Raw genomic sequence first — 20,103 nt, forward strand, 5'->3', positions numbered from 1 at the left:
TTCTGGTACGTCAGACCTCAGGAGGATTTCTCGGAGTACGTCACCGGCAGCGCGAGCAGGCCACGCGCGCGTAGCGAGCGACGCCACCGCAGGTCGCCCTCGGCCAGGGCGAGTTCGGGGAACCGTTCCAGCAGCGCGTCGAGGGCGATCTCCGTCTCGGCGCGGGCCAGCGGTGCGCCGAGGCAGTAGTGGATGCCGTGGCCGAGGGCGAGGTGCCCGGAGGCGTCGCGGGCGACGTCGAGGCGGTCGGGGTCGGGGAAGCGGGCCGGGTCGCGGTTGGCGGCGGAGAGGGAGAGCAGGACGGTGTCGCCGGCCGGGACGGTGACACCGCCGATGGTGATGTCCTCGGTCGGGAAGCGGCGGATGGCGAGCAGGGCCGGGCCGTCGTGGCGGGCGAACTCCTCGACGGCTCGCGGGATTCGGGACCGGTCCTCGCGCAGGGCCGCGAGCTGCTCCGGATGACTGAGCAGCGCGAGGACGGCGTTGCCGATGAGCTGCACGGTGTTCTCGTATCCGGCGAAGAGGATGAGGAAGGCGAGGGACATCAGCTCGTCCTCGCCGAGCCGGTCGCCGTCGGTGTCGCGGACGGCGATGAGGTCGCAGAGCAGGTCGTCGGCGCGTTCCCGGCGCTTGTCCGCGAGAAGCCGGGTGAAGAACCCGAGCATCGCCACCACCGCCTCCTTGGCGGCCTGCGGTCGCGCCGGGTCGGGGGCGACGAGAGCGTCGGTCCAGTCCCGGAAGTCCCGCCGGTGCTCGTCCGGGACGCCGAGGAGGTCGCAGATGACGGCGATGGGCAGGGGCGCGGCGTAGGAGGCGATCAGGTCGGTGGTGCCGTGCGGGCCGAGGGCGTCGAGGAGACGGTCGGCGGTGCGTCGTACGGGCGTACGGAGTTGGGCGACACGGGACGGGGTGAACGCCCGGCCGACCAGGCGGCGGATGCGGGTGTGGTCGGGCGGGTCCATGTTGAGGAGGTTGGCGTCGAGGGCCGCGGGGAGGGCGAGGCCGCGGTAGGTGCCGGGCGCCGCATGCCGTTTGTCCAGGGACAGCCGCGGGTCCGCGAGGGCCTCGCGTACGTCGTCGTAGCGGGTGACGAGCCAGGCGGGGCTGCCGTCGGGGCCGGCGATCCGGTGCACGGGGGCGGCCTCCCGGAGGCGTCGGTAGACGTCGTACGGGTGGTCGATGAGGCCGTCGGCGAGATCCATGAACCTCAGACTATGTGTCGTACTCCTGGATGCGCCTGCCGTGGCCGCGGTCCAGGAGCGCGGGCGTCCGCTCCCCCAACTCCCTCACCACGGCGGGTACATCGATCGTCAACAGCTCGCGGTCGCGCATCAGGATCCGCCCGTCGACGATCGTCGTGCGGACGTCGGAGGAGCGGGCGCTGTGCACGAGGGTGGCGGCGAGGTCGTGGACGGGCTGGGTGTGCGGGCCGGTGAGGTCGACCAGGATGATGTCGGCGCGGCGCCCGGGGGCGATGCTGCCGACCGTCTCCCCCAGTCCGACCGCCCGGGCACTCTGCAGCGTGGCGTGGTGCAGGGCCTGACGGGACGTCAGCCAACGGGGGTCGCCGGTGGTCGACTTCTGGATGAGGGCGGTGAGGGCCATCGACTCCCATACGTCGAGGGAGTTGTTGGAGGCGGCGCCGTCCGTGGCGAGGCCGACGGGGATGCCGAGGTCGTGCAGGGCGCGTACGGGTGTGGTGGTGGGCCAGGCGAACTTGAGGTATCCGCGCGGGGCGGTGGCGACGGCGACGCGGCCGGTGGCGTCGCGGAGCACGGGCAGGTCACGGTCGAGGATGCCCGTGCCGTGCGCGATGAGGACGTCGGTGTCGAGGATTCCGGTGCGCCGCAGGACCTCGATGGGGGTGACGCCGTGGCGGGCGAGACTGGTCTCGGCCTGGTCGCGGTTCTCGGCGGCGTGGAGGTGTACGGGGAGGCCGTGCTCGCGGGCGAGTTCGGCGGTGGCCGCGAGGTCGGCGTCGTCGACGGTGTAGGGGGCGTGCGGGGCGAGGGTGGTGGTGATACGGCCGTCGGCGGCGCCGCGCCGGCGGAGCGCGAACTCCAGTGACTTCTCCCGGCCTTGCGGGCCCTGGGAGGAGAAGTAGGCCTCCCCGAGGTGGGCCCGGATCCCGCATTCCGCCACGACGGCGGCGACCGCGTCCATCGAGAAGTAGTGGTCGGCGAAGCAGGTCACGCCGCCGCGGATCATCTCGGCGCAGGCGAGCCGGGCACCCAACTCGACGTCCTTCTCGGTGAGGTTGGACTCGATCGGCCAGACGACGTCGTTGAACCACTCCTCGGTGGGCAGGTCCTCGGCGACGCCGCGCAGGGCGACCATGGGGGCGTGGGTGTGGCAGTTGACGAGCCCCGGGAGGGCCACCTGCCCGCGGGCGTCGACGCGTTGCCGGGCCTCGGCCTCCTCCGCTCCGGTGATGACGGACTCGATGACTCCGTCTCGTACGACGATCGTCGCGTTCTCCTCGAACCCGATGCGCTCTTGATCGTCATGCACGAGGACGGTGCATCCGGTGATGATGAGATCGGCGGGAGAGTCACTCATCACGCCAACGTACGACGGTGTCGTCGCCCCGCGTGAGCCGAACCGCGCATCCCGTCACCGCTCTGTCGCGAGGCGGGCGGGCCGAGCACGCTGGCCTCACCACCACGGCTCGCGGAAAGGGGCCCGGCATGCTCCTCGGCACCTGGAACCTGGAGAACCTCTACCGGCCCGGCGGCGAGTTCGGCCCCAGGGACAAGGCCGCGTACGAGACGAAGCTCGCGGCGCTGGCCGCGGTCGTGACCGAGCTCGACCCGGCGCTGCTGGGCGTGCAGGAGGTCGGGGAGCCGGAGGCGTTGCGGGACCTGGTCGGGATGCTGGGCGGCGACTGGCACGTCGCGCTCTCCGAGCATCCGGACGGCCGGGGCATCCGGGTCGGCGTCCTCAGCCGTACGGAGCTGCGGGTGCTGCACGACACGCCGGCGTTCCCGGCGAAGCTGGTCCCGGTGCAGGCGGACGACGAGGGTGGCACGGCGTCGCGGGCGGGCCGGGGGTTCCTGGCGGTGGAGACGGAGACGGGGGCCGGACCGCTACGGATGGCGGTGGCCCATCTGAAGTCGAAGCTGCTGACGTATCCGAACGACCGCTTCCTCCCCCGCGACGAGGGCGAACGGGCCCGCTACGGCGCGTACGCCCTCTACCGGCGGGCGGCCGAGGCGACGGCGCTGCGCGCGCTGGTCGATGTGCTGCTGGCCGGTGACGGACGTGAGCGTGCCGTGGCCGTCGTCGGCGACCTGAACGACGAGGTCCAGGCGGCGACAACCCAGATCCTGCTGGGCCCGCCGGGCTCCGAGATCGGCACGCCCGGTTTCAGGACGGACGACAAGGGCGACTTGGGCCGGCTGTGGAACGTGGCGCCGCTGATCCCCGTCGAGCGGCGGTTCTCGCGGGTGAACTCCGGGCGCCCCGAGCTGATCGACCATGTCCTGTGCAGCCACCGCCTGGTCCACCGGGTGACGGCGGCGGGGACGGGAGTGCCGGGGGCGGCCGGTCCGCCGCAGCTGCCGTCGGTGGGGGCGGATCCGCAGGAGCGGCGGGGCGCGGCGGGGTCGGATCACGCGCCGGTCTGGGTACGGGTCGGGGGCTGAAAGGGCCGAGAGACTGCGAGTCCTGACAGGGCTGAGAGGACTGAGAGGACGGGGTGCCGTGAGCTCGGTGCCGGAGCGGCTGACGTGGGCGGTGCGCAACCTCGACCCCGCGCCCGGTGACCGGGTGCTGGAGATCGGCTGCGGCCGGGGAGTCGCGGTCGCCCTGCTCTGCGAGCGGCCGGCCTCGGGCACGGTGACGGCGATCGACCGTTCGGATACGGCGGTGGAGGCGGCCCGGCGCCGTAACGCGGAGAGCGTGGCGGCGGGCCGGGCCGTGATCCGGGTCGCCGCACTGGAGGAGGCCGAATTCCCGGACGCGTCCTTCGAGGGGACCCTCGCCGTCAATGTGAACCTCTTCTGGATGCGCTCCCCAGGGTCCCCCGGGTCCCCTGGGTCCCTCGACAGGGAGACGGCTGCGCTGCGGCGGCCTCGCACGGGTTCGTGACGGAGGTGCGGACGGGAACGACCGCGGGCGGGAGCGGCCTGGTCCGCGTGCGGGCCACCGCGCCGACGTCAGCCGGCGAGGGGAACCTCGGGAGCCTCGGGGATCCGTAGCCCGACCCGGTCCCGCTCCTGCGCGAGCTCGTCCAGCAGCTCGGTGAGCCGTTCGGTGTGCCAGGGCGTGAGCCGACCCGAGTCGTCGAGATGGACGGCGCACGCGGTCGTCGCGTCGACGAGCCGTTCAAGGGTGGCGACGACCTCCTCCGCGCCCTGGGTGTGCCGGGCGAGCGCGGGGAGTTCGGCGGCGCCGAGCGCGATGGCGGTACGGGCCTCGGCGAGCGCGCGGTAGGCCTCGCGGCGCAGGGTCCAGCGGACGGCGCGGGCGTCGTGGCCGCTCGCCACGTCGTGGGCGCCGGAAGCGCGGAGGGGTCGGGCGTCGGAGTCGCGCGGCGCGGGGCGGTCGGACTCCCGCAGAACGTGGGCGAGGTAGGAGTAGGCGGCACCGCCCGCCGCGGCGAGCCGCGCCCGTACGCCCCCGCCGCGCTGCCCCGGCATCGGCAGATGCCCCACGACGAGGACGATCGCGCAGGCCAGCAGCGTCTCCCCGATCCGGCTCACGGAGGCCTGCGGCTCGCCGCCGACCATCACCAGGGCGAGCACGAGGACGGTCACCACCGCGGTCTGGGCGGCGAAGTGGCGGGTGGCCACGGGAATGAGGGCGCCGCTGAGAGCCACGAGCGCGATGAGCCCTTCCGGCCGGGGCAGTACGGCCGCGAACCCGGCGAACAGGAGTGCTCCGAGCACCGTGCCCGCGGCCCGGCACAGCACCCTCGACGCGAGGGGCCCGAGGTCGGGCTTGACCAGGAAGACGGCGGTGGCGGGGAGCCAGTACCAGTGCTCGTGCTCCCCGTACCACCGGGTGTGGTGCAGGGCCTGGGCGATGCCGGCGCTGGCCCCGAAGCAGAGGGCGACGCGCAGCCCGTACTCCCGTCCGCCGGCCCCGAACACCGACCGGAGAAGATCCCTTGCCGTACGGCGCCGGGTGTGCAGGTCGCGGTTGCCCCTGCCCTGGTCGAAGGCCTCGGCGGCGTGCAGCAGGGCGTCGTCGAGGGCGCGCAGCGCGGGCGCGCAGCGGGACGGGGCGGGCAGGGGTCCGGTGTGCGTGTTGTCGCGTACGGCGGCGGCGAGTCGGCGTGGGCCCTCGGAAGCCCGGGTCGGCGCGGCCTCCCCGGCCCAGGCGAGCGCGGTGGCGGCCTCGGCGAGCGGCAGCGCGGCGGCGTACTGCGCGTGCAGCCGTCGCTCGGCGGACGAGGAGGCGTAGCGCCGCAGCCGCGGTCCGGTGAGGGCGTCCTGCGCGTGGTCGAGGGCGGCGGTGAGCGCGACGCGGCGGGCGGTGGCACGGTCGGTCCCCACCGCGTCGAGCAGGTCGGCGACGGCGTCGTACACCCCCGCCACCGCGTCGCGCTCCCCGTCGAACCGGAAGTCCCCGGCGAGGGAGCCGGGCGTGGGAAGCGCCAACCGCAGCGCGAGCAGCCAGGCGGCACCGGCGAGATAGGCGAGCACTCTCTGCCATACGCTCTCGGGCAACGGCATCCCGGCCCCGATGGCGGCCGCGACGAGGAGCTGCGTGCCGGCACCGGAGGCCACCGGTCCGACGGCGCTGATGCCACCGGCGAAGAGCCCGAGGCCGGTCAGGAGGAGGGTGAGCGGAGCGGCCCCGGCGTGATCCCCGGCGTACGTCCCGACGAACATCCCGGCCGCCCCTGCCAGCGCGGGCGCCCCCAGCCGCTTGACGGAGGCACGGCGGCTGCCGGGGCGGTCGTTGATGCCGGCGAGCATGGCGGCGATGGCGGCGACTACGCCGAGGGAGACGCGGTCGAGGAGGACCGCGGCGAGAAGGAGGGGCCCGGCGGCGAGCGCCCCTCGTGTGACGGCGCTCCAGGGGACCGGGCCGCGCTGGGCGCGCAGGGCGTGGGCAAGCCAGGGCGGAAGGGTGAACGTCGGGGCCGCGGGGCGGGTCACAGGGCTCCTGTCAGGACGAGGGCGGGGCGGGCGCCTTCGGGCGACGGTGGCCGGGCGGTGGGTTGCTGTGCCCACGGTAGATCGCGGTCCTGGAGAGGATGGGACGCCCGTATTTCGAGGATGTGACGATGCTTGGCAGAGCCACGTTCTTTATGAACGCAATCGCTCACAGGCCGAGGGCGATGGCGAGGCGCGTGAGTTCCGCGGTGGTGTTGACCTGGAACTTGGCCCGGATGCGGCGGAGGTAGGCGTCGACGGTGTGCTGCGAGAGCCCCATGTGGCGAGCCGTCTGGAGGTAGGTGTGGCCTGAGGCGATGTGGCGCAGGGTCTCCCGTTCGCGCGGGGCGAGCGTGGCGGCCTCCGTGGCGGTCTCCGTGGCGGTCTCGGTGGCGGTTTCGACGGGGGTGGCAGTGAGGTTCATGGGGGGTGTTCTCCGGCGGTCGGCTCGGTCGTCTCCGCTCGCACCCTTGAAAGCTGAAGAGAATGCCCGATTACTGCTTTTTGTCTCTTGTAAAGACGATGTCTGGAGAACGTCATCGCCGCGTCCGCCCGTTGTCACAGGCGTGTCACAGGCAAGGTTCCGCCCAGGAGTCCGCCAACTGTCCGCCCTGTTCAGGCCGGGAGCCGCCGTGGGGGCGAGGGGTTTCCGGTTGGTGGTCGGCGCGCTTCAGCATCACGCTGGTTAGGGGTGCCGCAGGTACGTGAACGGCCAGAGGAGCGGTGATGGCGCGACCTTCCTCCCCTTCCGGCGAGTGGGCTCGGGCGGGTGCTGATCCTCAGGGGGCGTGCACGGCCACGGTGGACGAGCGGGGCATCGTGACGGGGTGGAGCGAGGGGGCCGGGCGGCTGCTGGGTTATGGACCGGCGGAGGTGGTGGGGCATCCGGCGGCACGCCTGCTGGCCGGTGACGTCGGGGAGCGGGCGCGACGGATCGCGGCCGGACGTCGGGGATGGAGCGGCACGGTGCTGTTGCAACACCGGGACGGCCGGCGCCTGCAGCAACGGCTGCTGGCGCACCGACGGGCTTCCGGGGACGCGGCGGCCGAGTGGCTGGTGGTGGCGAGAGCGGCCGGCGGGCCGACGACGATGCCCGGCGAGGTGCTGCCGAGGGGTGGCGTGTTCGGGGAGTGGGTGCTGCGCCAGCTGCCCTGCATCGTCGGGGTCTTCGACCCGGATCTGCGGCTGGTGGGAGCGAATGCCGTACTGGAGGGCGCGCTGTCGCTGAGCGAGGAGGAGATGCGCGGGTGGCGGCTGTCGGAGCTCGCGCCGCATCCGTCGAGCGATCGGGCCGAAGCGGCGATGCGGCTGGTGCTGGAGGGGGGCGGAGTGCAGCATGTCGCGGATCTGATCGGGCCCGGGGGTGTGGGTACGGAGGGCGCCTGGCCGGCGTCGCTGGCGCCGCTCGCGCCACTGGAGGCGGCCGACGCCCCGGCGCGTGCGGTGTGCCTGGTGGCGCACCCCACGGCGGGGGCGTACCCGGCCCGGCAGCGGATGCTGCTGCAGGGCCAGGCCCGTATCGGCACCACCGAGGACGCCGAGCGCACGGCCCAGGAACTGGCCGAGGTCGTGGTGCCCGCGGTGGCGGACTTCGTCGCCGTCGAGGTCTTGGAGGACTTCTGGCACGGCGGCGGGGCGGACACTGTCGGGGCCGGGCCGACGGGGAGGGTGCGGTTGAACCGTGTCGCGGTGCGGTCCGTCCTCGGCGACACGGGCGTTCTCGCCACGAGGGGCGACTCGGTGCGCTACCCGGCCGCCTCGCCGGTGACCCGGTGCGTGGCCGAGGGGAAGGCGACCGTGTACGCGGCGGGTGAGCCGGCCATCGCCCGGTGGGCGGACGAGGATCCGCAGGCCGCCTGGATCGGCCGGGCGGAGGTGCAGTCGCTGATGGTGGTGCCGTTGCGCGCCCGCAGCGGCATCCTCGGGGCGGTGCTGCTGGGCCGTCACCGGCGCCGGGAGCCCTTCGACGCGGACGACATGTGGCTGGGCGAGCAACTGGTGGGCACGGCGGCCGAGGCCATCCACGGGGCCCGGCGACGCGGTCGGGAGCACACCACCACCGTGACCCTGCAGCGCAGCCTGCTGCCGCAGACCTTGTCGGACCAGCAGGCCCTGGACGTCGCCACCCGTTACCTGCCGGCCGGTGGCCGGGCGGGGGTGGGCGGAGACTGGTTCGACGTGATCCCGCTGTCGGGCTCCCGGGTGGCCCTGGTGGTGGGCGATGTGGTCGGCCACGGCATACGCGCGTCGGCGACCATGGGCCGGGTGCGCACCGCCGTGCGCACGCTGGCCGACGTCGACATGCCGCCCGATGAACTGCTGACCCACCTCGACGATCTCGTGGTGCACCTGTCCGCCGAAGAGGCCGGGCCCCAGGAGGCCGTACAGGGCGCCGCGGGCATCGGCACCACCTGTCTGTACGCGGTCTACGACCCGATCTCCCGCCACCTGACACTGGCCCGGGCCGGTCACCCGCCGCCCGCCGTGGTCGGCCCCGACGGCACGGTCCGCTTCCTCGACGTCCCGCCCGGCCCGCCCCTGGGCCTGGGCGGCCTGCCGTTCGAGACCGTCGAGACCGAACTGGCCGAAGGCAGCCTGATCGCCCTGTACACCGACGGTCTGCTCGAGGCGCGCGACCACGACATCGACGAGGCCCTGGACAAGATGTTCGCCACCCTCGCCCGCCCAGCCTCGACGCCGGACGCCGTCTGCGACCGGCTCCTGACCGCCATGCTGACCCACCCGCCGGACGACGACGTCGCCCTGCTCGTCGCCCGCACCCGCTGCCTCGGCGCCGACCGGGTCGCCACCTGGGAGCTGACCTTCGATCCCACGGTCGTCGCCCAGGCACGCCGGCTGGCCGCCGACCAGTTGGCCACATGGAACCTGGAGGAGGCCGGGTTCGTGACCGAACTCGTCGTCAGCGAGTTGGTCACCAACGCCCTGCGCTACGGCCGCGAGCCCGTCCGGCTGCGGCTGATCCATGAGGGCCGCACCCTCATCTGCGAGGTCTTCGACTCCAGCAGCACCGCCCCGCACCTGCGCCGAGCCCGGGTCTTCGACGAGGGAGGACGAGGCCTGCTGCTGGTCGCCCAGCTCGCCCAGCGCTGGGGCACCCGGCACGAGGCCACCGGCAAGACCGTCTGGGCCGAGCAGTTCCTCGCCCCGGGCTGAGAGGCACACCGAGCCCGGGCGCCGGAGACCTGGCGTGCGGAGACAGCGGCGGCGGCGCGGACAGCGGTATGCCGCGAGCGCAGCGCACCCGCGGCATGGCACCGTCGTCAGCAAGGAGACCGACCAGAGGGGCGGCGCCCTTTCGCGTGGCGGCCGGAGTGCCGGTGACAGCCACGCGGCACCTCGTCGGATCCGGTCGGCGGGCCGGAACGCCCCGCGAGCCGACCGAGCGGACGAAGACGAAGGGGTGCGGGCAGCCCTGGGGGCGATGGTGCGCGGGTGTGCCGTCTGAGCGTGGTCTCGCTGCCAGAACCGTGCGGGCATGAGGGCCGAATCCTTTCGGGGAGATTTCGGATTGGGGGGAGATTGGGGGGAGGCGGAAATCGGGGCGGCCGAGAAATTGAGGCGGCGGAAAAGGAGACGGGGTGAAGGCCGCATTTGGCTTTCACCCCGTCGCAGTGGGCGTCGTGGCCCGCCGTCCTCCTCAGAGGACCGGCTCCTCCACCGGGGGCTCGACCGGCTCGGCCGGCTGCTCCTCGACCGGAGGGTCGACCGGCTCCTCGGCGGCCGGAGGCTCGACCGGCTCAACCGGCTCCTCCTCGGCCGGAGGGTCGACCGGCTCAACCGGCTCCTCCTCGACCGGAGGCTCGACGGGCTCGGCCTCGTCGTCCGGCTTGGCCTCGTCGTCCGGCTTGGCCTCGTCGTCCGGCTTGGCCTCGTCGTCCGGCTTCGTCTCGTCGTCCGGCTTCGTCTCGTCGTCGGGCTTGGCCTCGTCGCCCTCCTCGTGCTCGTCCTTGTCCTCGACCTCCTCGTGGTGGTCGTCGACCCAGCCCTCCTCCTTCCAGTGCTCCTCGTCCTCCCAGAAGTGCTCGTCCTTGTACTTGTTCTTCCAGTAGTCGTCGTAACGGTGCTTCTCGAAGAAGTAGTAGTCCTTGCAGCTTTCCCAGAAGTACTTCTTTACGTGCTTTATCACCACGTAGTAGATCTCGTACTTCTCTTCCCAGTAGAACTTCTTGCCGAACGCCCAGCAGAAGTACTTCTCGTCGTGCTTCTTACCCTTCTTCTCGTGCTCCTTGTAGTCCTTGTGCTCCTTGCTCCAGCAGTAGTTCTTTTCCTTTTCCTTGTGCTTGTCCTTGCCCTTGTCCTTGTGCTTGTCCTTGTGGTGGGACGCCATGGCCTCCACCGAGGTCTGGGACGCCGGGGCCGCCGTCGCCGTGGCGGCCGGCAGGATGATGGCTCCGCCGACGGCCGCGGCCGCCGCCGCTGCCGTGGCCAGGGTCAGTCGACGCTTGGAACGGGCGTTGTCACGAGTGCGGGTCGTAGAGTCCACGATTCCTCCTGAAGTGAAAGGCACTGATCCGTACCCCGGTGCCTCGTTTTCTCCGGTGTGTTCCGGTGAGGCCTTGCACTTCCAGTAGGCGGGAATCGTCTGGCCAGGTCATGTTCCGAGGGCTCGGGACTTGACAGGCCCGAGGCCGTCGGGTAGCTCGCGGAGGCGATGGGCAGGTCGCCCTTGGGCAGGGCAGGCAGAGCGACGGTGGCCCGTGCCAACTAGCCGATATTCGCGCGGAGTTGTCCGTCTCGACGCCACCCGGCCTCACACGGCCCCGCACGGCCCCGCTCAGTGACCGGCCCGGCACACAAAGACCGGCCGGGCCCACGGGGGCGGGTCAGGAGGCAGCCCGACAGTCCGCTCCGCCCGGGCCGGCGGATGCGCGGCCGGCCGGGCGACGTGCACCGCGGCGCGCAACGCCGCCACGAACTCCAGGCAGGAGTCGTACCGATCCTCGGGAACCTTGGCCAGGGCCCGGGCCACCACCTCGTCCATCTCCGGCGGCGTACCCGGTCGCCGCTCACTCAGGGCGGGCGGCTGGTCGTACTGGTGGGCCCACAGCAGTTCCATGCTGTCGTCCCGCTGGAAAGGCGGCCCGCCCGCGAGGGTTTCGTAGACGACGCAGGCGAGGCTGTACAGATCGCACCTGCCGTCCACGGGGCGGCCCGCGATCTGCTCCGGGGCCACATAGTCGAGCGTGCCGACGAACTCGCCCACGGACGTGAACCCCGTCAGCGACAGCGACTTCTTCGTCAGCCCGAAATCCGTGAGATAGACATGCTCGGGGTGGTCACTGTCCGTGCCCCGGGCCAACAGCACATTGCCGGGCTTGACGTCCCGGTGCACCAGATCGTGCTCATGGGCCGCGTCCAGGGCGGACGCCACCTGTGCGGCGATGCGCAGCGCGGTGTCGACCTGCAGGGGGCCCTCCCGGTCGAGGAGTGCGCGCAGATCCAGCCCCGGGACGTAGCGCATGGCGATGTACAGGACGCCGTCCGTCTCACCGGCCTCGAAGATCGGCACCACGTGCGGATGGTCGAGCGCCGCGGCGACCCGTTGCTCGTGCGCGAAACGGCGGCGGAAGGTGTCGTTGCGGACCATGTCCGGGGTCAGCAGCTTCAGCGCCACCGTGCGCTCCAGCCGCAGATCCCTCGCCCGGTACACCACGGCCATGCCGCCGCGGCCCAGCTCGCACTCCACCTGGTAGCCCGCGATCTGCGCCCCGATCAGTCCCGCAGCCATCGCATGCCCCCATCCGCACAGCACCGGCCCTCATGCCACCGGCGCCCCACAGACGCATCGCCCAACCGGCAAATCCTGTTCATCCACAATTGTCCTGCGCTCCCGCCCGACCGGCCACATCCCGGCGGGAACAGCAGCTCAGGAAGCCTGCGGGGAGGCGGAGCGGGCGGTCACGGGCGCGACGCCGCCGCCCTCTCCATCACCTGCTCGAAGAGCTTCTCCGCTTCGGCGACCGCCCGGCCCATCCGATCGCGTCGGGCACCCAGGGAACCGATGACCGCGTCGACATCCCGCAGCCCCGCCCGCTCCAGCAGCCTCTTCTCATTCGTCACCCACTCGCCCCGTGCCGCCAGCACCGCGTGTCCGGTCTGCGCGGCTGCCGTGGCGAGCGCGCCCGCGAGTTCGGTGAGGCGGCCCGCCGGAGCGTGGTTGGCCTTGGCGTAGGCAAGGGTGGCTCGGGCGGTGCCGTACCAGCGCTCGGGCGCCGTGCGGCGCAGCTTCTCCGGATACGCCGCCGGACGCGGGAGTTCACCCCGCAGTACGTGGTTGACGGCCAGCTCCGCGACGACCAAGTAGCTGGGAATCCCGGCGAGATGGAACAGCAACGGCTCCACCCGGAACCGCCCCTCCTCCGCCTCCGCCAACTCCCGTTCCACCACGTCGAGATCACGGTAGTGGACGTCCACGCGCCGCCCGTCGATCGTCAGCCACGCACCCCCGTTGAAGACACCGCCACCCCAGCCGCCGACCTCGCAGACCTCGCCTTCCCAGCCGACCGCCCGGAGTTCGGCGGGGTCGAAGGCGCCCCGGTAGTAGATCGCCAGATCCCAGTCGCTGTCGGCCCGGTGTGTGCCCTGGGCGCGTGAGCCGCCGAGGGCGACGGCGCGGACGGTGGGGAGGGCGGCCAGGCGGTCGGTGACGGTGGCGAGGAAGGTGGGGTCGTCGGGGGTGGGCATGGGCGCAGCGTACGTAGCCCTGCGCCGCGCCTCCAGGCAATTACGCGCGCCGGCCTCGGCCTGTCGGCCCGTTGTCAGTGGCACGCGTTATCAATGAAGCCGTCACTCAGTGTCACGAAAACGGGGGAAGCAGTGATGACGACGTACGAGAAGGGTCCAGGGGGCCAGACCCAGGACCCGCATGAACCGCGGGAACCGCATGACCCGCATGACCCGCAGCAGCCCACCATCCGCACCCACCTCTCCGCGGCCGGACTGCGGGCCCGAGGGTGGACTCCCGCGATGATTCGCCAACTCCTCGGCGATCCCGACCTGCTGCGCTCCCATCCCCACTTCCGCTCCGCCCCGCGGACCCGCCTCTACGGCGTCGAGCGCGTCGAAGCCGCCGAGCGGAGCGAGGAGTTCCGGGCCGCCTCGGCGGTTGCCGCGCGGCGGTCCGCCGCCGCGCGGGCCGCGGCTCTGCGCAGGCGGCGCGAGGTGCTGGCGCGGATCGCGGCGGAGCCCATCGAGGTACCGCGGCTGCCCCCGGAACGGCTGGCTGCGCTGGCGGTCGAACACCGCAACCGCCGGGACGAGGAGCGGGTGCTGTGGCGCCGGGGGCATGTCGCGGCGCCCATCACGCTCGAGCGGGCCGAGTCCGGCGCCCTCGACCGCTGGAAGGTGGACTACCTGCGGCATCGGCTGACCCGCTGCGACGAGGTCCTGGACGAGCTGTACGGACGCACGGGCCGCGCGGCGGCCGAGGAGCTGCTGCGCGGCCGCATCTACGCGGCCATCGCCAAGGCCTACCCGGACCTTGCCCGGGAGTGCGAACGCCGGCTGGGAGACCGGTGAACGGGGGTGCGGGCCGGAGCCACCGGACCGTCGGGGAAATTCGGATGCGCGTGGCGGTGCGGGCACACATGATCGGCGGGTTGGCCGTCGACCTCGCCGCCGCCGTACCGCTCAGGAGCCCGCATGATCCCTCGCGTCACCTCCCCCGCCCTCTTCCCACCGCCCACCTACTCCCACGCCTCCGTCGTCGAGGCCGGTACGAAGCTCGCCTTCCTCGCCGGGTCCGTGCCCCTCGACGCCGAGGGGAACCTCGTGGGGGAAGGGGACCCCGTACGGCAGGCCGAGCAGGTGATAGCCAATCTGGAGGAGCAACTGCGCGCGGTCGGCAGCGACTTGGCGCACGTGGTGTCGACCGACGTGTACGTCGTGAGCGGTGAGACGGCGGTGCTGTCCGCCGTCTGGGAGGTCGTCGAGGCGTCCGGGCTGAGCGCCGGTCCTCACTCGTCGACGCTTCTCGGGGTGGCCTGCCTCGGATACACGGGACAGCTGGTGGAGATCACGGCCACGGCCGTCGTTCCCGAGGGGGACGGAGGGAGCGCGGCCATGACCCCGGTCACACTCCGCCGCGCCACGGCGACCGACGCCGGTGCCGTGGCCGACCTCTGGCTGCGGTCGTTCGCCGCCGCGCTGCCCACGGTCGTCCGGCCGCGCTCGGACGACGAGGTGCGGACGTACTTCCGCGAGGTGGTGGTGCCCCTGATGGAGACCTGGGTGGCCGAGGCCGCCGACCGCGTCGTCGGTCTCATGGTGCTCGACGACGACCAGCTCTCCCAGCTCTACCTCGACCCCGACTGGCGCGGCCGCGGCATCGGCGACCGCTTCGTCGACCTCGCCAAGCGTCGCAGACCGGGCGGTCTGGCCCTGTGGACCTTCCAGGTCAACAAGCCCGCCCACCGCTTCTACGAGCGGCACGGCTTCGTCGCCGTCGAGCGCACGGACGGCAGCGGGAACGAGGAGCGGGAGCCGGACGTGCGGTACGTGTGGAGTCCGGACCGTCCTGAACAGACCTGAGCGAGTCCCAGGCCCGTCGGCCGCCCCTGAACCGCCCTGCCCCAGGCCCGTCGGTCACGCCGAAGCAGCCCCCCAAGCGCGCCGCTTCGGCAACGGCTTCGCATACCCACCGGTTCGACTCGTCGTCAGCCCCAACGCGACCAGGGACTCGGCGAGTTTGACGGCCGCCGCCACCCCGTCGACGACCGGAACCCCCAGCTTCTCCCCCACCACCCGCTGCAGACCGGTCATCCCGGCGCACCCGAGTACCAGGACCTCGGCGCCGGCGTCCCGCGCCCGTTCTGCGGCGGCCAGGAAGGCGGATTCCGTGCGCTCGCCGTCTTCCAACTCCAGCACCCCGAGCCCCGTACCGACCACGGCGGCACAGTTCCGCCCCACCCCCGCCAGCTCCAGACTGTCCTCGATCTGCCCGCACGACCGCTCCAGCGTGGTCACGACGCCGTACCGCCGCCCGAGCAGGCAGGCCAGATGCGCGGCCGCCTCCGTGATGTCGACGACCGGCACGTCCACCAGCTCGCGGACGCCCTCACGCCCGTGCTCCCCGAAGCCCGCCATGACGACGGCGTCGTAGCGGGGACCGTCGTACCTGCGCAGCGTGTCGATCACCGCCGCGGCCGAGAGGTAGCTGTCGAGCCAGCCCTCCGCCGACTCGGGTCCCCACGCGGGGGTGAGCCCGAGCACGGTGGTGCCCGGACCTGCCGCGGCCCGGGCACCTCGTACGATCTCCTCGGTCATCTCCTGCGTGGTGTTGCAGTTGGTGACGACGATCCGCACGTCCTTCAGACCTCCTGGGACGTGGATTCGGTGGACCCGGTACCGGACCCGGCGGCGGACTCGGCGCGCTCATCGCGGCACAGCACCAGGTACAGGCCCGCGCCCATCGCCGTGCCGATGAACCACGAGTACGGCGCCACGTCGCTGAACGTCCCGACCAGTGCCAGCACCGCCGAGACCCCGGCGGCCGGCAGGAACGCCCACAGCGCCTTGGGGTTGACGCCCTTGCGGTAGTAGTAGCGGGAACCGGGGGTGGCGTCGAACAGTTCGTTCACGTCCACGCGGCCGCGCTTGACCAGGTAGTAGTCGACCATGATCACACCGAACAGCGGGCCCAGGAAGGCGCCCAGACCGCCCAGGAAGTAGTTCACGACCGTCGGGTTCGAGAAGAGGTTCCACGGGGTCACGACCAGCGCGGCGACCGTGCTGATCATGCCGCCGACCTTGAAGGAGATCTTCTGCGGCCAGACGTTGGCCAGGTCGTACGCCGGTGAGACGAAGTTGGCGACGATGTTGACGCCCATGGTGGCGATGGCGAAGGTCAGCGCTCCGACCACCAGCACCCAGGTGTTGCCGATCTCGGCGACCAGGTAGGCCGGTTCGGTGATGGCCTTGCCGAACACCTCGATCGAGCCCGCCGTGACGATGACCGAGACGACCACGAACGCCGTCGAGTTGATGGGCAGGCCCCAGAAGTTGCCGCGCTTGACGGTCTTGTAGTCGGGCGAGAAGCGGGAGAAGTCGCAGAAGTTGAGCATCAGCGTGCCGTACGTGGCGAGGATCAGCCCGACCGCGCCGAACCACTGCCGCCACTGCTCGCCGACCGAGACCGGGTTGGGGGTCGAGGTGAGCGAGATCGTCCAGCCGGCCTTGGCGAGGATCCAGACCGCGAGGGCGATCATCACGATCCAGATCGCCGGGCCGCAGAAGTCCTGGAACTTGCGCACCGACTCCATGCCCTGGCTGATGATCGCCGCCTGGATCAGCCACAGGGCGATGAAGGTGCACCAGCCGAGCTGGTGCAGGCCCAGGAAGGAGTTGTGCGTCCAGGACTCCAGGCCCGGCCAGGCGGCCAGCAGCATGATGTTGACGGCGACGGAGGCCAGATAGGTCTGGATGCCGTACCACATGATGGCGATGACGGCCCTGATCAGCGCCGGGATGTTGGCGCCCCAGACGCCGAAGCTGATGCGGCTGACCACGGGGAACGGGACGCCGTGGCGCTGGCCGATCTTCCCCATCCAGTTCATGCCGATGTAGATGATCACGAAGCCGACGAGCAGGGACGTGAAGACCTGCCACACGTTCATGCCGAGGACCAGCAGACCGGCCGCGAACGTGTAGTTGCCGAGGTTGTGGACGTCGGACATCCACATGGCGAAGAGGTCGAAGACCTTCCAGTTGCGCTTGCCCGCGGGCGCGAGGTCTTCGTTGGTGAGCCGGGGATCGGGGACGAACGCTGGCGTGCCGGTGACTTCGGCACGGTCGGCGAGGGACACGGGGCCTCCAGGAGCCGGGGACGGAGGACTGCTTATGGAGGGGTGTTTGGTATACCAAACTGCCGACATAGTCCTCCCGTCAACAGTTCTGACCGATGTCGCTCTTGTTAACGCTCCGTAAATCACACCCGGAGTCGGCGAAGATGGCCCCATGAGCTCGACGACGAAGATCGAACCCCTGGGCGCGGTACGGGAACGCGTCCTGGCGACCCTGCGGCAGGACATCATCGCGGGCCGCCTCCGGCCGGGTGACCGGCTCGTCGAGCGGGAGCTGGCCGAGCGCCTCGGGGTCTCGCGCGTGCCGGTCCGCGAGGCGATCCGGGCGCTGGTCGTCGAGGGCTTCGTCCACTTCGAGTCGGCCCGCCGTACGGTCGTGCGCAGGCTGACCCCGGCCGACGTCAAGGAGCTCTTCGAACTGCGCGAGGCCTTGGAGGTGTACGCGGCCGGGCTCGCCGCGGCACGGGCCACGCCGGAGGACCTGGCCGAGGTCGAGCGGCTCCTCGACCAGGCGGCCACCGCCACCGAGGCCGGGGACGCGGAAGCGATCACGGACGTCAACAGCCGGCTGCACGACCGCATCGTGGCCATGGCGCGCAACAGCCTGCTGCTGGAGGCCCTGGAGCCTGTCGCGGGCCGTCTGCGCTGGATGACCCGGCGCAACGAGGAGTGGCCCCAACTCCTCGTGGAGCACCGGGAGTTGTACGAGGCGATCGCCTCCGGCGACCCGGCCCGTGCCCGCGCGCACGCCCTCGCGCACGTGCAGACCAACTACCGGTCGACGGTACGGCAGCTCTTCGGGGAGGACGCGGCCGAGGAAGGGCCGTAGAGGCGGCCGAGGAAGGGCCGGGAGGTTGGCCAAGGCGGAGCCGTGGAGGTCAGAGCCCCTCACGGGACGTCGTGCCGTGCGGCAGCACGCCGCGCCACGGAATGACCGCGAGCGTGGCCGCCAGGGTGACCGCCCCCGCGGTCAGGGCCGTCGCCGTGAGGCCGTCGACGAACGCCTGCCGGGCGGCCGGGGACGGTGCCAGGACGGCGGCCGGGCCGGCCGCCGAGACCGCGGCGCCGAGACGGTCGGTGATCACCGTGCTGAGGACGGAGCCCTGGACGGCGACGCCCAGGGCGGCCCCGACCTGACGGGTGGCGTCGTTCACGGCCGACCCCAGTCCGGCCCGGGACAGCGGGACCGCGCCCATGACGGCCTCCGTCCCTGCGGCCGCGACCAGGCCGGCGCCCAGTCCGGCGACGACTTCGAAGACCATCAGACGCCCGTAGCCGGAAGCCGCCCCGGTGTGGGCCAGCACCGCGAAGGCGACGGTGACGAGGGCGAGTCCGGCCGCGATCGGCTTCCGTGCGCCATGGCGGGCCATCAGCGACGGCGTCGCGAGCGAGCCCGCGGCGAGGGCCGCGGCCAGGGGCAGCGTGCGTACGCCGGCCTGCCAGGGGGTGTAGCCCAGGACGCCTTGCAGATAGAGGGTGATCACGAACAGCGCTCCGTACAACGCGAAGGACAGCAGTGCCAGGGACAAGGCACCGCGCACCACGCCGGGCAGCCGCAGCAGGGACAGGGGCAGCATCGCGGCCTCGGCGCGGCGCCTCTCGTGCACGACGAACGCCGTCAGCAGGGCGGTGGCCAGGGCGAACCCGGACAGCACCGGGGCGCTCGTCCACCCCTGCGCCGGGCTCTCGATCACCGCCCAGACGAACGTGAGCAGTCCGCAGGCCGACAGCACCGCGCCCGGGAGGTCGACGCGCTCGCCTTCGTGACGCGGGGTACGACCGGATCCGGTCGCCGGTACGACGCGCAGGGTGAGGACCAGGGTCACGGCCACCAGCGGCACGTTCACCCAGAACCCGGCCCGCCAGGAGAAGCCCTCGACGAGGGCGCCGCCGAGCACCGGTCCCGTCATGCCGCCCAGGCCGAGGACCGCGGCCCACAGGGCGATCGCCCGGCGCCGCGCCGCGGGTTCGGTGAAGAGGTTGCTGATGATCGACAGGGTGGCGGGCATGAGCAGCGCCGCCCCGGCCCCCATGCCGCAGCGCGCGGCGAGGACCAGGCCCGGCTCCTCGGCGAGGGCTCCGAACGCGGAGGCGGCGCCGCACACGGCGAGGCCGGTCATGAAGGCGCGGCGCCGGCCGATCCGGTCGGTGAGGGCTCCGGCAGTCAGCACGAGGCCGCCGAGGACCAGGGCGTACGCGTCGACGATCCACTGGACCTGGGCCATGGAGGGGTTCAGGTCGCGCTGCAGATCGGGCACGGCGACGTTGAGGACGGTCAGGTCCATGCCGAGCAGGAACAGGCCGAGACAGACGACGGCGGCGGCCGCCCGGCGCTCACGGTCGCCGGTCATCGGGCCGCGGTCTGCAGGTCCTTGGCGAGCTGCCGCGCCAGATCGGGGGCCTGGTCCTGCGGATAGGTATGGCGTCCGGCGAAGAGGCAGGGCGTCGCGGGGGTCGTGAACAGGTCGTTCCAGCGCTCCAGGAGCTCCGGCGGAACGAGGGGGTCCGCGGCGCCTCCGTACAGGGCGAGGGACATCTCCAGGGGCGGTTCGTCCTGGTGGCGGTGGTGCAGGGCGAGGACCAGGTCGGCGAGGAACGGCGTGCACAGGCGGGTCACGGTCACCGGGTCCTCGAGGAGTTCGGCGGGGACGGGCCCCACGATGTCGGTGAAGGCGTCGATGCCCGACATCAGCAGCGTGGCCAGGAGCTTGTCGAGGTCCCCCTGATGGGGCGCGGGAAGGGCGGAGAGCGCGACGAGTACGGGCTCGCGGCGGCCGGTGCGGCCGAGGCGACGCGCGGTCTCGTAGGCGAGCAGGGCGCCGAGGCTGTGCCCGAACAGCGCGAAGGGCCGCGGGTCGGCGTCGTCGCCGGTGAGCGAGGCGAGCGCGGCGACGAGTGCGCTCAGGTCGGTCACCGACGGTTCCTCACGGCGGTCGCCACGGCCGGGCAGGGCGACGGTGTACGGCTCGACGGCGGGCGGCAGCAGGTCGGCCCAGAGCTGGTAGAACTCCGGACCGGAACCGCCGGGCGGCAGGCAGTACAGGCGAACGGCCGCCTCGGGACGGCGGTCGAGCAGGACGGGTGCGGGCACGGGAGCGGTCCTCATCGGGCTGGTCGGCGGGTGGGCGGGGGCGGGCCTGAGCGGCGTTGGCGGGTTCCGGTGCGGGACAGCGCCCCGT

The 20,103-nt window shown here is 72.3% G+C and carries 17 protein-coding genes and 1 pseudogene; 7 read left to right on the plus strand and 11 right to left on the minus strand.

All coding sequences use genetic code 11. The features are described 5' to 3' along the window. Window positions 1–17: 17 nt before the first annotated feature. Both EJ357_RS11535 and EJ357_RS11540 read right to left on the minus strand, forming a co-directional pair. A complete protein-coding gene (locus EJ357_RS11535; RefSeq protein WP_126391222.1) occupies window positions 18–1,202 on the minus strand; it encodes a cytochrome P450 family protein in 1,185 nt (394 codons plus the stop codon). Window positions 1,203–1,212: 10 nt separating this feature from the next. Continuing rightward, window positions 1,213–2,559 carry an amidohydrolase gene (locus tag EJ357_RS11540; RefSeq protein WP_126391224.1) on the minus strand — a complete coding sequence of 449 codons (1,347 nt, stop codon included), beginning with the start codon at window positions 2,557–2,559 and terminating at the stop codon, window positions 1,213–1,215. Window positions 2,560–2,687: 128 nt separating this feature from the next. On the opposite strand from EJ357_RS11540, the gene EJ357_RS11545 reads away from it, so the two are divergent. Both EJ357_RS11545 and EJ357_RS11550 read left to right on the plus strand, forming a co-directional pair. Continuing rightward, window positions 2,688–3,644, plus strand: a complete 957-nt coding sequence (locus EJ357_RS11545) for an endonuclease/exonuclease/phosphatase family protein (protein WP_126391226.1) — start codon at window positions 2,688–2,690, stop codon at window positions 3,642–3,644. 58 nt (window positions 3,645–3,702) lie between these two features. Further along, a complete protein-coding gene (locus EJ357_RS11550; RefSeq protein WP_175647367.1) occupies window positions 3,703–4,089 on the plus strand; it encodes a class I SAM-dependent methyltransferase in 387 nt (128 codons plus the stop codon). 68 nt (window positions 4,090–4,157) lie between these two features. Here the strand turns inward: EJ357_RS11550 and EJ357_RS11555 are convergent, their stop codons facing one another. Both EJ357_RS11555 and EJ357_RS11560 read right to left on the minus strand, forming a co-directional pair. Beyond that, window positions 4,158–6,107, minus strand: coding sequence for an FUSC family protein (locus tag EJ357_RS11555; protein ID WP_126391230.1), 1,950 nt, complete (start codon window positions 6,105–6,107; stop codon window positions 4,158–4,160). A gap of 166 nt (window positions 6,108–6,273) precedes the next feature. After that, the gene (locus tag EJ357_RS11560) at window positions 6,274–6,528 is read right to left on the minus strand and encodes a response regulator transcription factor (RefSeq protein WP_126391232.1); all 255 of its coding nucleotides are present in this window, start codon (window positions 6,526–6,528) and stop codon (window positions 6,274–6,276) included. A gap of 302 nt (window positions 6,529–6,830) precedes the next feature. Between EJ357_RS11560 and EJ357_RS11565 the strand changes: the two genes are divergently transcribed. After that, entirely contained in the window at window positions 6,831–9,278 is a 2,448-nt protein-coding gene (locus tag EJ357_RS11565) for a SpoIIE family protein phosphatase (RefSeq protein ID WP_126391234.1), read from the plus strand. 484 nt (window positions 9,279–9,762) lie between these two features. On the opposite strand, the gene EJ357_RS48215 is transcribed toward EJ357_RS11565, so the two are convergent. The 3 genes from EJ357_RS48215 to EJ357_RS11580 all read right to left on the minus strand — a co-directional run bounded on the left by EJ357_RS48215 (window position 9,763) and on the right by EJ357_RS11580 (window position 12,809). Further along, a complete protein-coding gene (locus EJ357_RS48215) occupies window positions 9,763–10,608 on the minus strand; it encodes a hypothetical protein (protein ID WP_175647368.1) in 846 nt (281 codons plus the stop codon). A 291-nt stretch (window positions 10,609–10,899) separates the two neighbouring features. Continuing rightward, window positions 10,900–11,853, minus strand: coding sequence for a serine/threonine-protein kinase (locus EJ357_RS11575; RefSeq protein ID WP_126391236.1), 954 nt, complete (start codon window positions 11,851–11,853; stop codon window positions 10,900–10,902). Between the two features lie 170 nt (window positions 11,854–12,023). Next, the gene (locus EJ357_RS11580) at window positions 12,024–12,809 is read right to left on the minus strand and encodes a nucleotidyltransferase domain-containing protein (protein ID WP_126391238.1); all 786 of its coding nucleotides are present in this window, start codon (window positions 12,807–12,809) and stop codon (window positions 12,024–12,026) included. Between the two features lie 135 nt (window positions 12,810–12,944). Here EJ357_RS11580 and EJ357_RS11585 point away from each other — a divergent pair, with 135 nt between their 5' ends. From EJ357_RS11585 to EJ357_RS49275, 3 genes and pseudogenes are all read left to right on the plus strand, one after another. Then, a complete protein-coding gene (locus EJ357_RS11585; protein WP_228473028.1) occupies window positions 12,945–13,643 on the plus strand; it encodes a hypothetical protein in 699 nt (232 codons plus the stop codon). Window positions 13,644–13,766: 123 nt separating this feature from the next. Next, window positions 13,767–14,099: pseudogene (locus EJ357_RS49270) on the plus strand (RidA family protein); the annotation flags it as partial. Window positions 14,100–14,186: 87 nt separating this feature from the next. After that, window positions 14,187–14,654 (plus strand): GNAT family N-acetyltransferase, encoded by a 468-nt coding sequence (locus EJ357_RS49275; protein WP_228473164.1) that lies wholly within the window; start codon window positions 14,187–14,189, stop codon window positions 14,652–14,654. Window positions 14,655–14,708: 54 nt separating this feature from the next. Here the strand turns inward: EJ357_RS49275 and EJ357_RS11595 are convergent, their stop codons facing one another. Both EJ357_RS11595 and EJ357_RS11600 read right to left on the minus strand, forming a co-directional pair. Then, complete coding sequence (locus tag EJ357_RS11595) at window positions 14,709–15,428, minus strand: aspartate/glutamate racemase family protein (RefSeq protein WP_126391242.1); 720 nt, start codon at window positions 15,426–15,428, stop codon at window positions 14,709–14,711. Window positions 15,429–15,433: 5 nt separating this feature from the next. Next, window positions 15,434–16,927, minus strand: coding sequence for an NCS1 family nucleobase:cation symporter-1 (locus EJ357_RS11600; protein ID WP_126391244.1), 1,494 nt, complete (start codon window positions 16,925–16,927; stop codon window positions 15,434–15,436). A gap of 151 nt (window positions 16,928–17,078) precedes the next feature. On the opposite strand from EJ357_RS11600, the gene EJ357_RS11605 reads away from it, so the two are divergent. After that, on the plus strand, window positions 17,079–17,753 hold the full coding sequence (locus EJ357_RS11605; protein ID WP_126391246.1) for a GntR family transcriptional regulator: 675 nt from the start codon (window positions 17,079–17,081) through the stop codon (window positions 17,751–17,753). A gap of 49 nt (window positions 17,754–17,802) precedes the next feature. On the opposite strand, the gene EJ357_RS11610 is transcribed toward EJ357_RS11605, so the two are convergent. Beyond that, on the minus strand, window positions 17,803–19,275 hold the full coding sequence (locus EJ357_RS11610; protein ID WP_126391248.1) for an MFS transporter: 1,473 nt from the start codon (window positions 19,273–19,275) through the stop codon (window positions 17,803–17,805). Continuing rightward, a complete protein-coding gene (locus EJ357_RS11615; RefSeq protein ID WP_175647369.1) occupies window positions 19,272–20,015 on the minus strand; it encodes a thioesterase II family protein in 744 nt (247 codons plus the stop codon). The genes EJ357_RS11610 and EJ357_RS11615 overlap by 4 nt, the downstream gene beginning before the upstream one ends. Window positions 20,016–20,103 lie beyond the last annotated feature (88 nt).

The organism is Streptomyces cyaneochromogenes (assembly GCF_003963535.1).
In the GTDB taxonomy this organism is placed as follows: Bacteria; Actinomycetota; Actinomycetes; order Streptomycetales; family Streptomycetaceae; genus Streptomyces; species Streptomyces shaanxiensis.

What these genes read in the sequence shown, in the direction of transcription:
- EJ357_RS11575 (WP_126391236.1), bottom strand. Translation starts at nt 11,853, where the DNA reads ATGGCTGCGGGACTGATCGGGGCGCAGATCGCGGGCTACCAGGTGGAG.
- EJ357_RS11605 (WP_126391246.1), top strand. Translation starts at nt 17,079, where the DNA reads ATGAGCTCGACGACGAAGATCGAACCCCTGGGCGCGGTACGGGAACGC.
- EJ357_RS11610 (WP_126391248.1), bottom strand. Translation starts at nt 19,275, where the DNA reads ATGACCGGCGACCGTGAGCGCCGGGCGGCCGCCGCCGTCGTCTGTCTC.
- EJ357_RS11540 (WP_126391224.1), bottom strand. Translation starts at nt 2,559, where the DNA reads ATGAGTGACTCTCCCGCCGATCTCATCATCACCGGATGCACCGTCCTC.
- EJ357_RS11535 (WP_126391222.1), bottom strand. Translation starts at nt 1,202, where the DNA reads ATGGATCTCGCCGACGGCCTCATCGACCACCCGTACGACGTCTACCGA.
- EJ357_RS11560 (WP_126391232.1), bottom strand. Translation starts at nt 6,528, where the DNA reads ATGAACCTCACTGCCACCCCCGTCGAAACCGCCACCGAGACCGCCACG.
- EJ357_RS11565 (WP_126391234.1), top strand. Translation starts at nt 6,831, where the DNA reads ATGGCGCGACCTTCCTCCCCTTCCGGCGAGTGGGCTCGGGCGGGTGCT.
- EJ357_RS11580 (WP_126391238.1), bottom strand. Translation starts at nt 12,809, where the DNA reads ATGCCCACCCCCGACGACCCCACCTTCCTCGCCACCGTCACCGACCGC.
- EJ357_RS49275 (WP_228473164.1), top strand. Translation starts at nt 14,187, where the DNA reads ATGACCCCGGTCACACTCCGCCGCGCCACGGCGACCGACGCCGGTGCC.
- EJ357_RS11545 (WP_126391226.1), top strand. Translation starts at nt 2,688, where the DNA reads ATGCTCCTCGGCACCTGGAACCTGGAGAACCTCTACCGGCCCGGCGGC.
- EJ357_RS11585 (WP_228473028.1), top strand. Translation starts at nt 12,945, where the DNA reads ATGACGACGTACGAGAAGGGTCCAGGGGGCCAGACCCAGGACCCGCAT.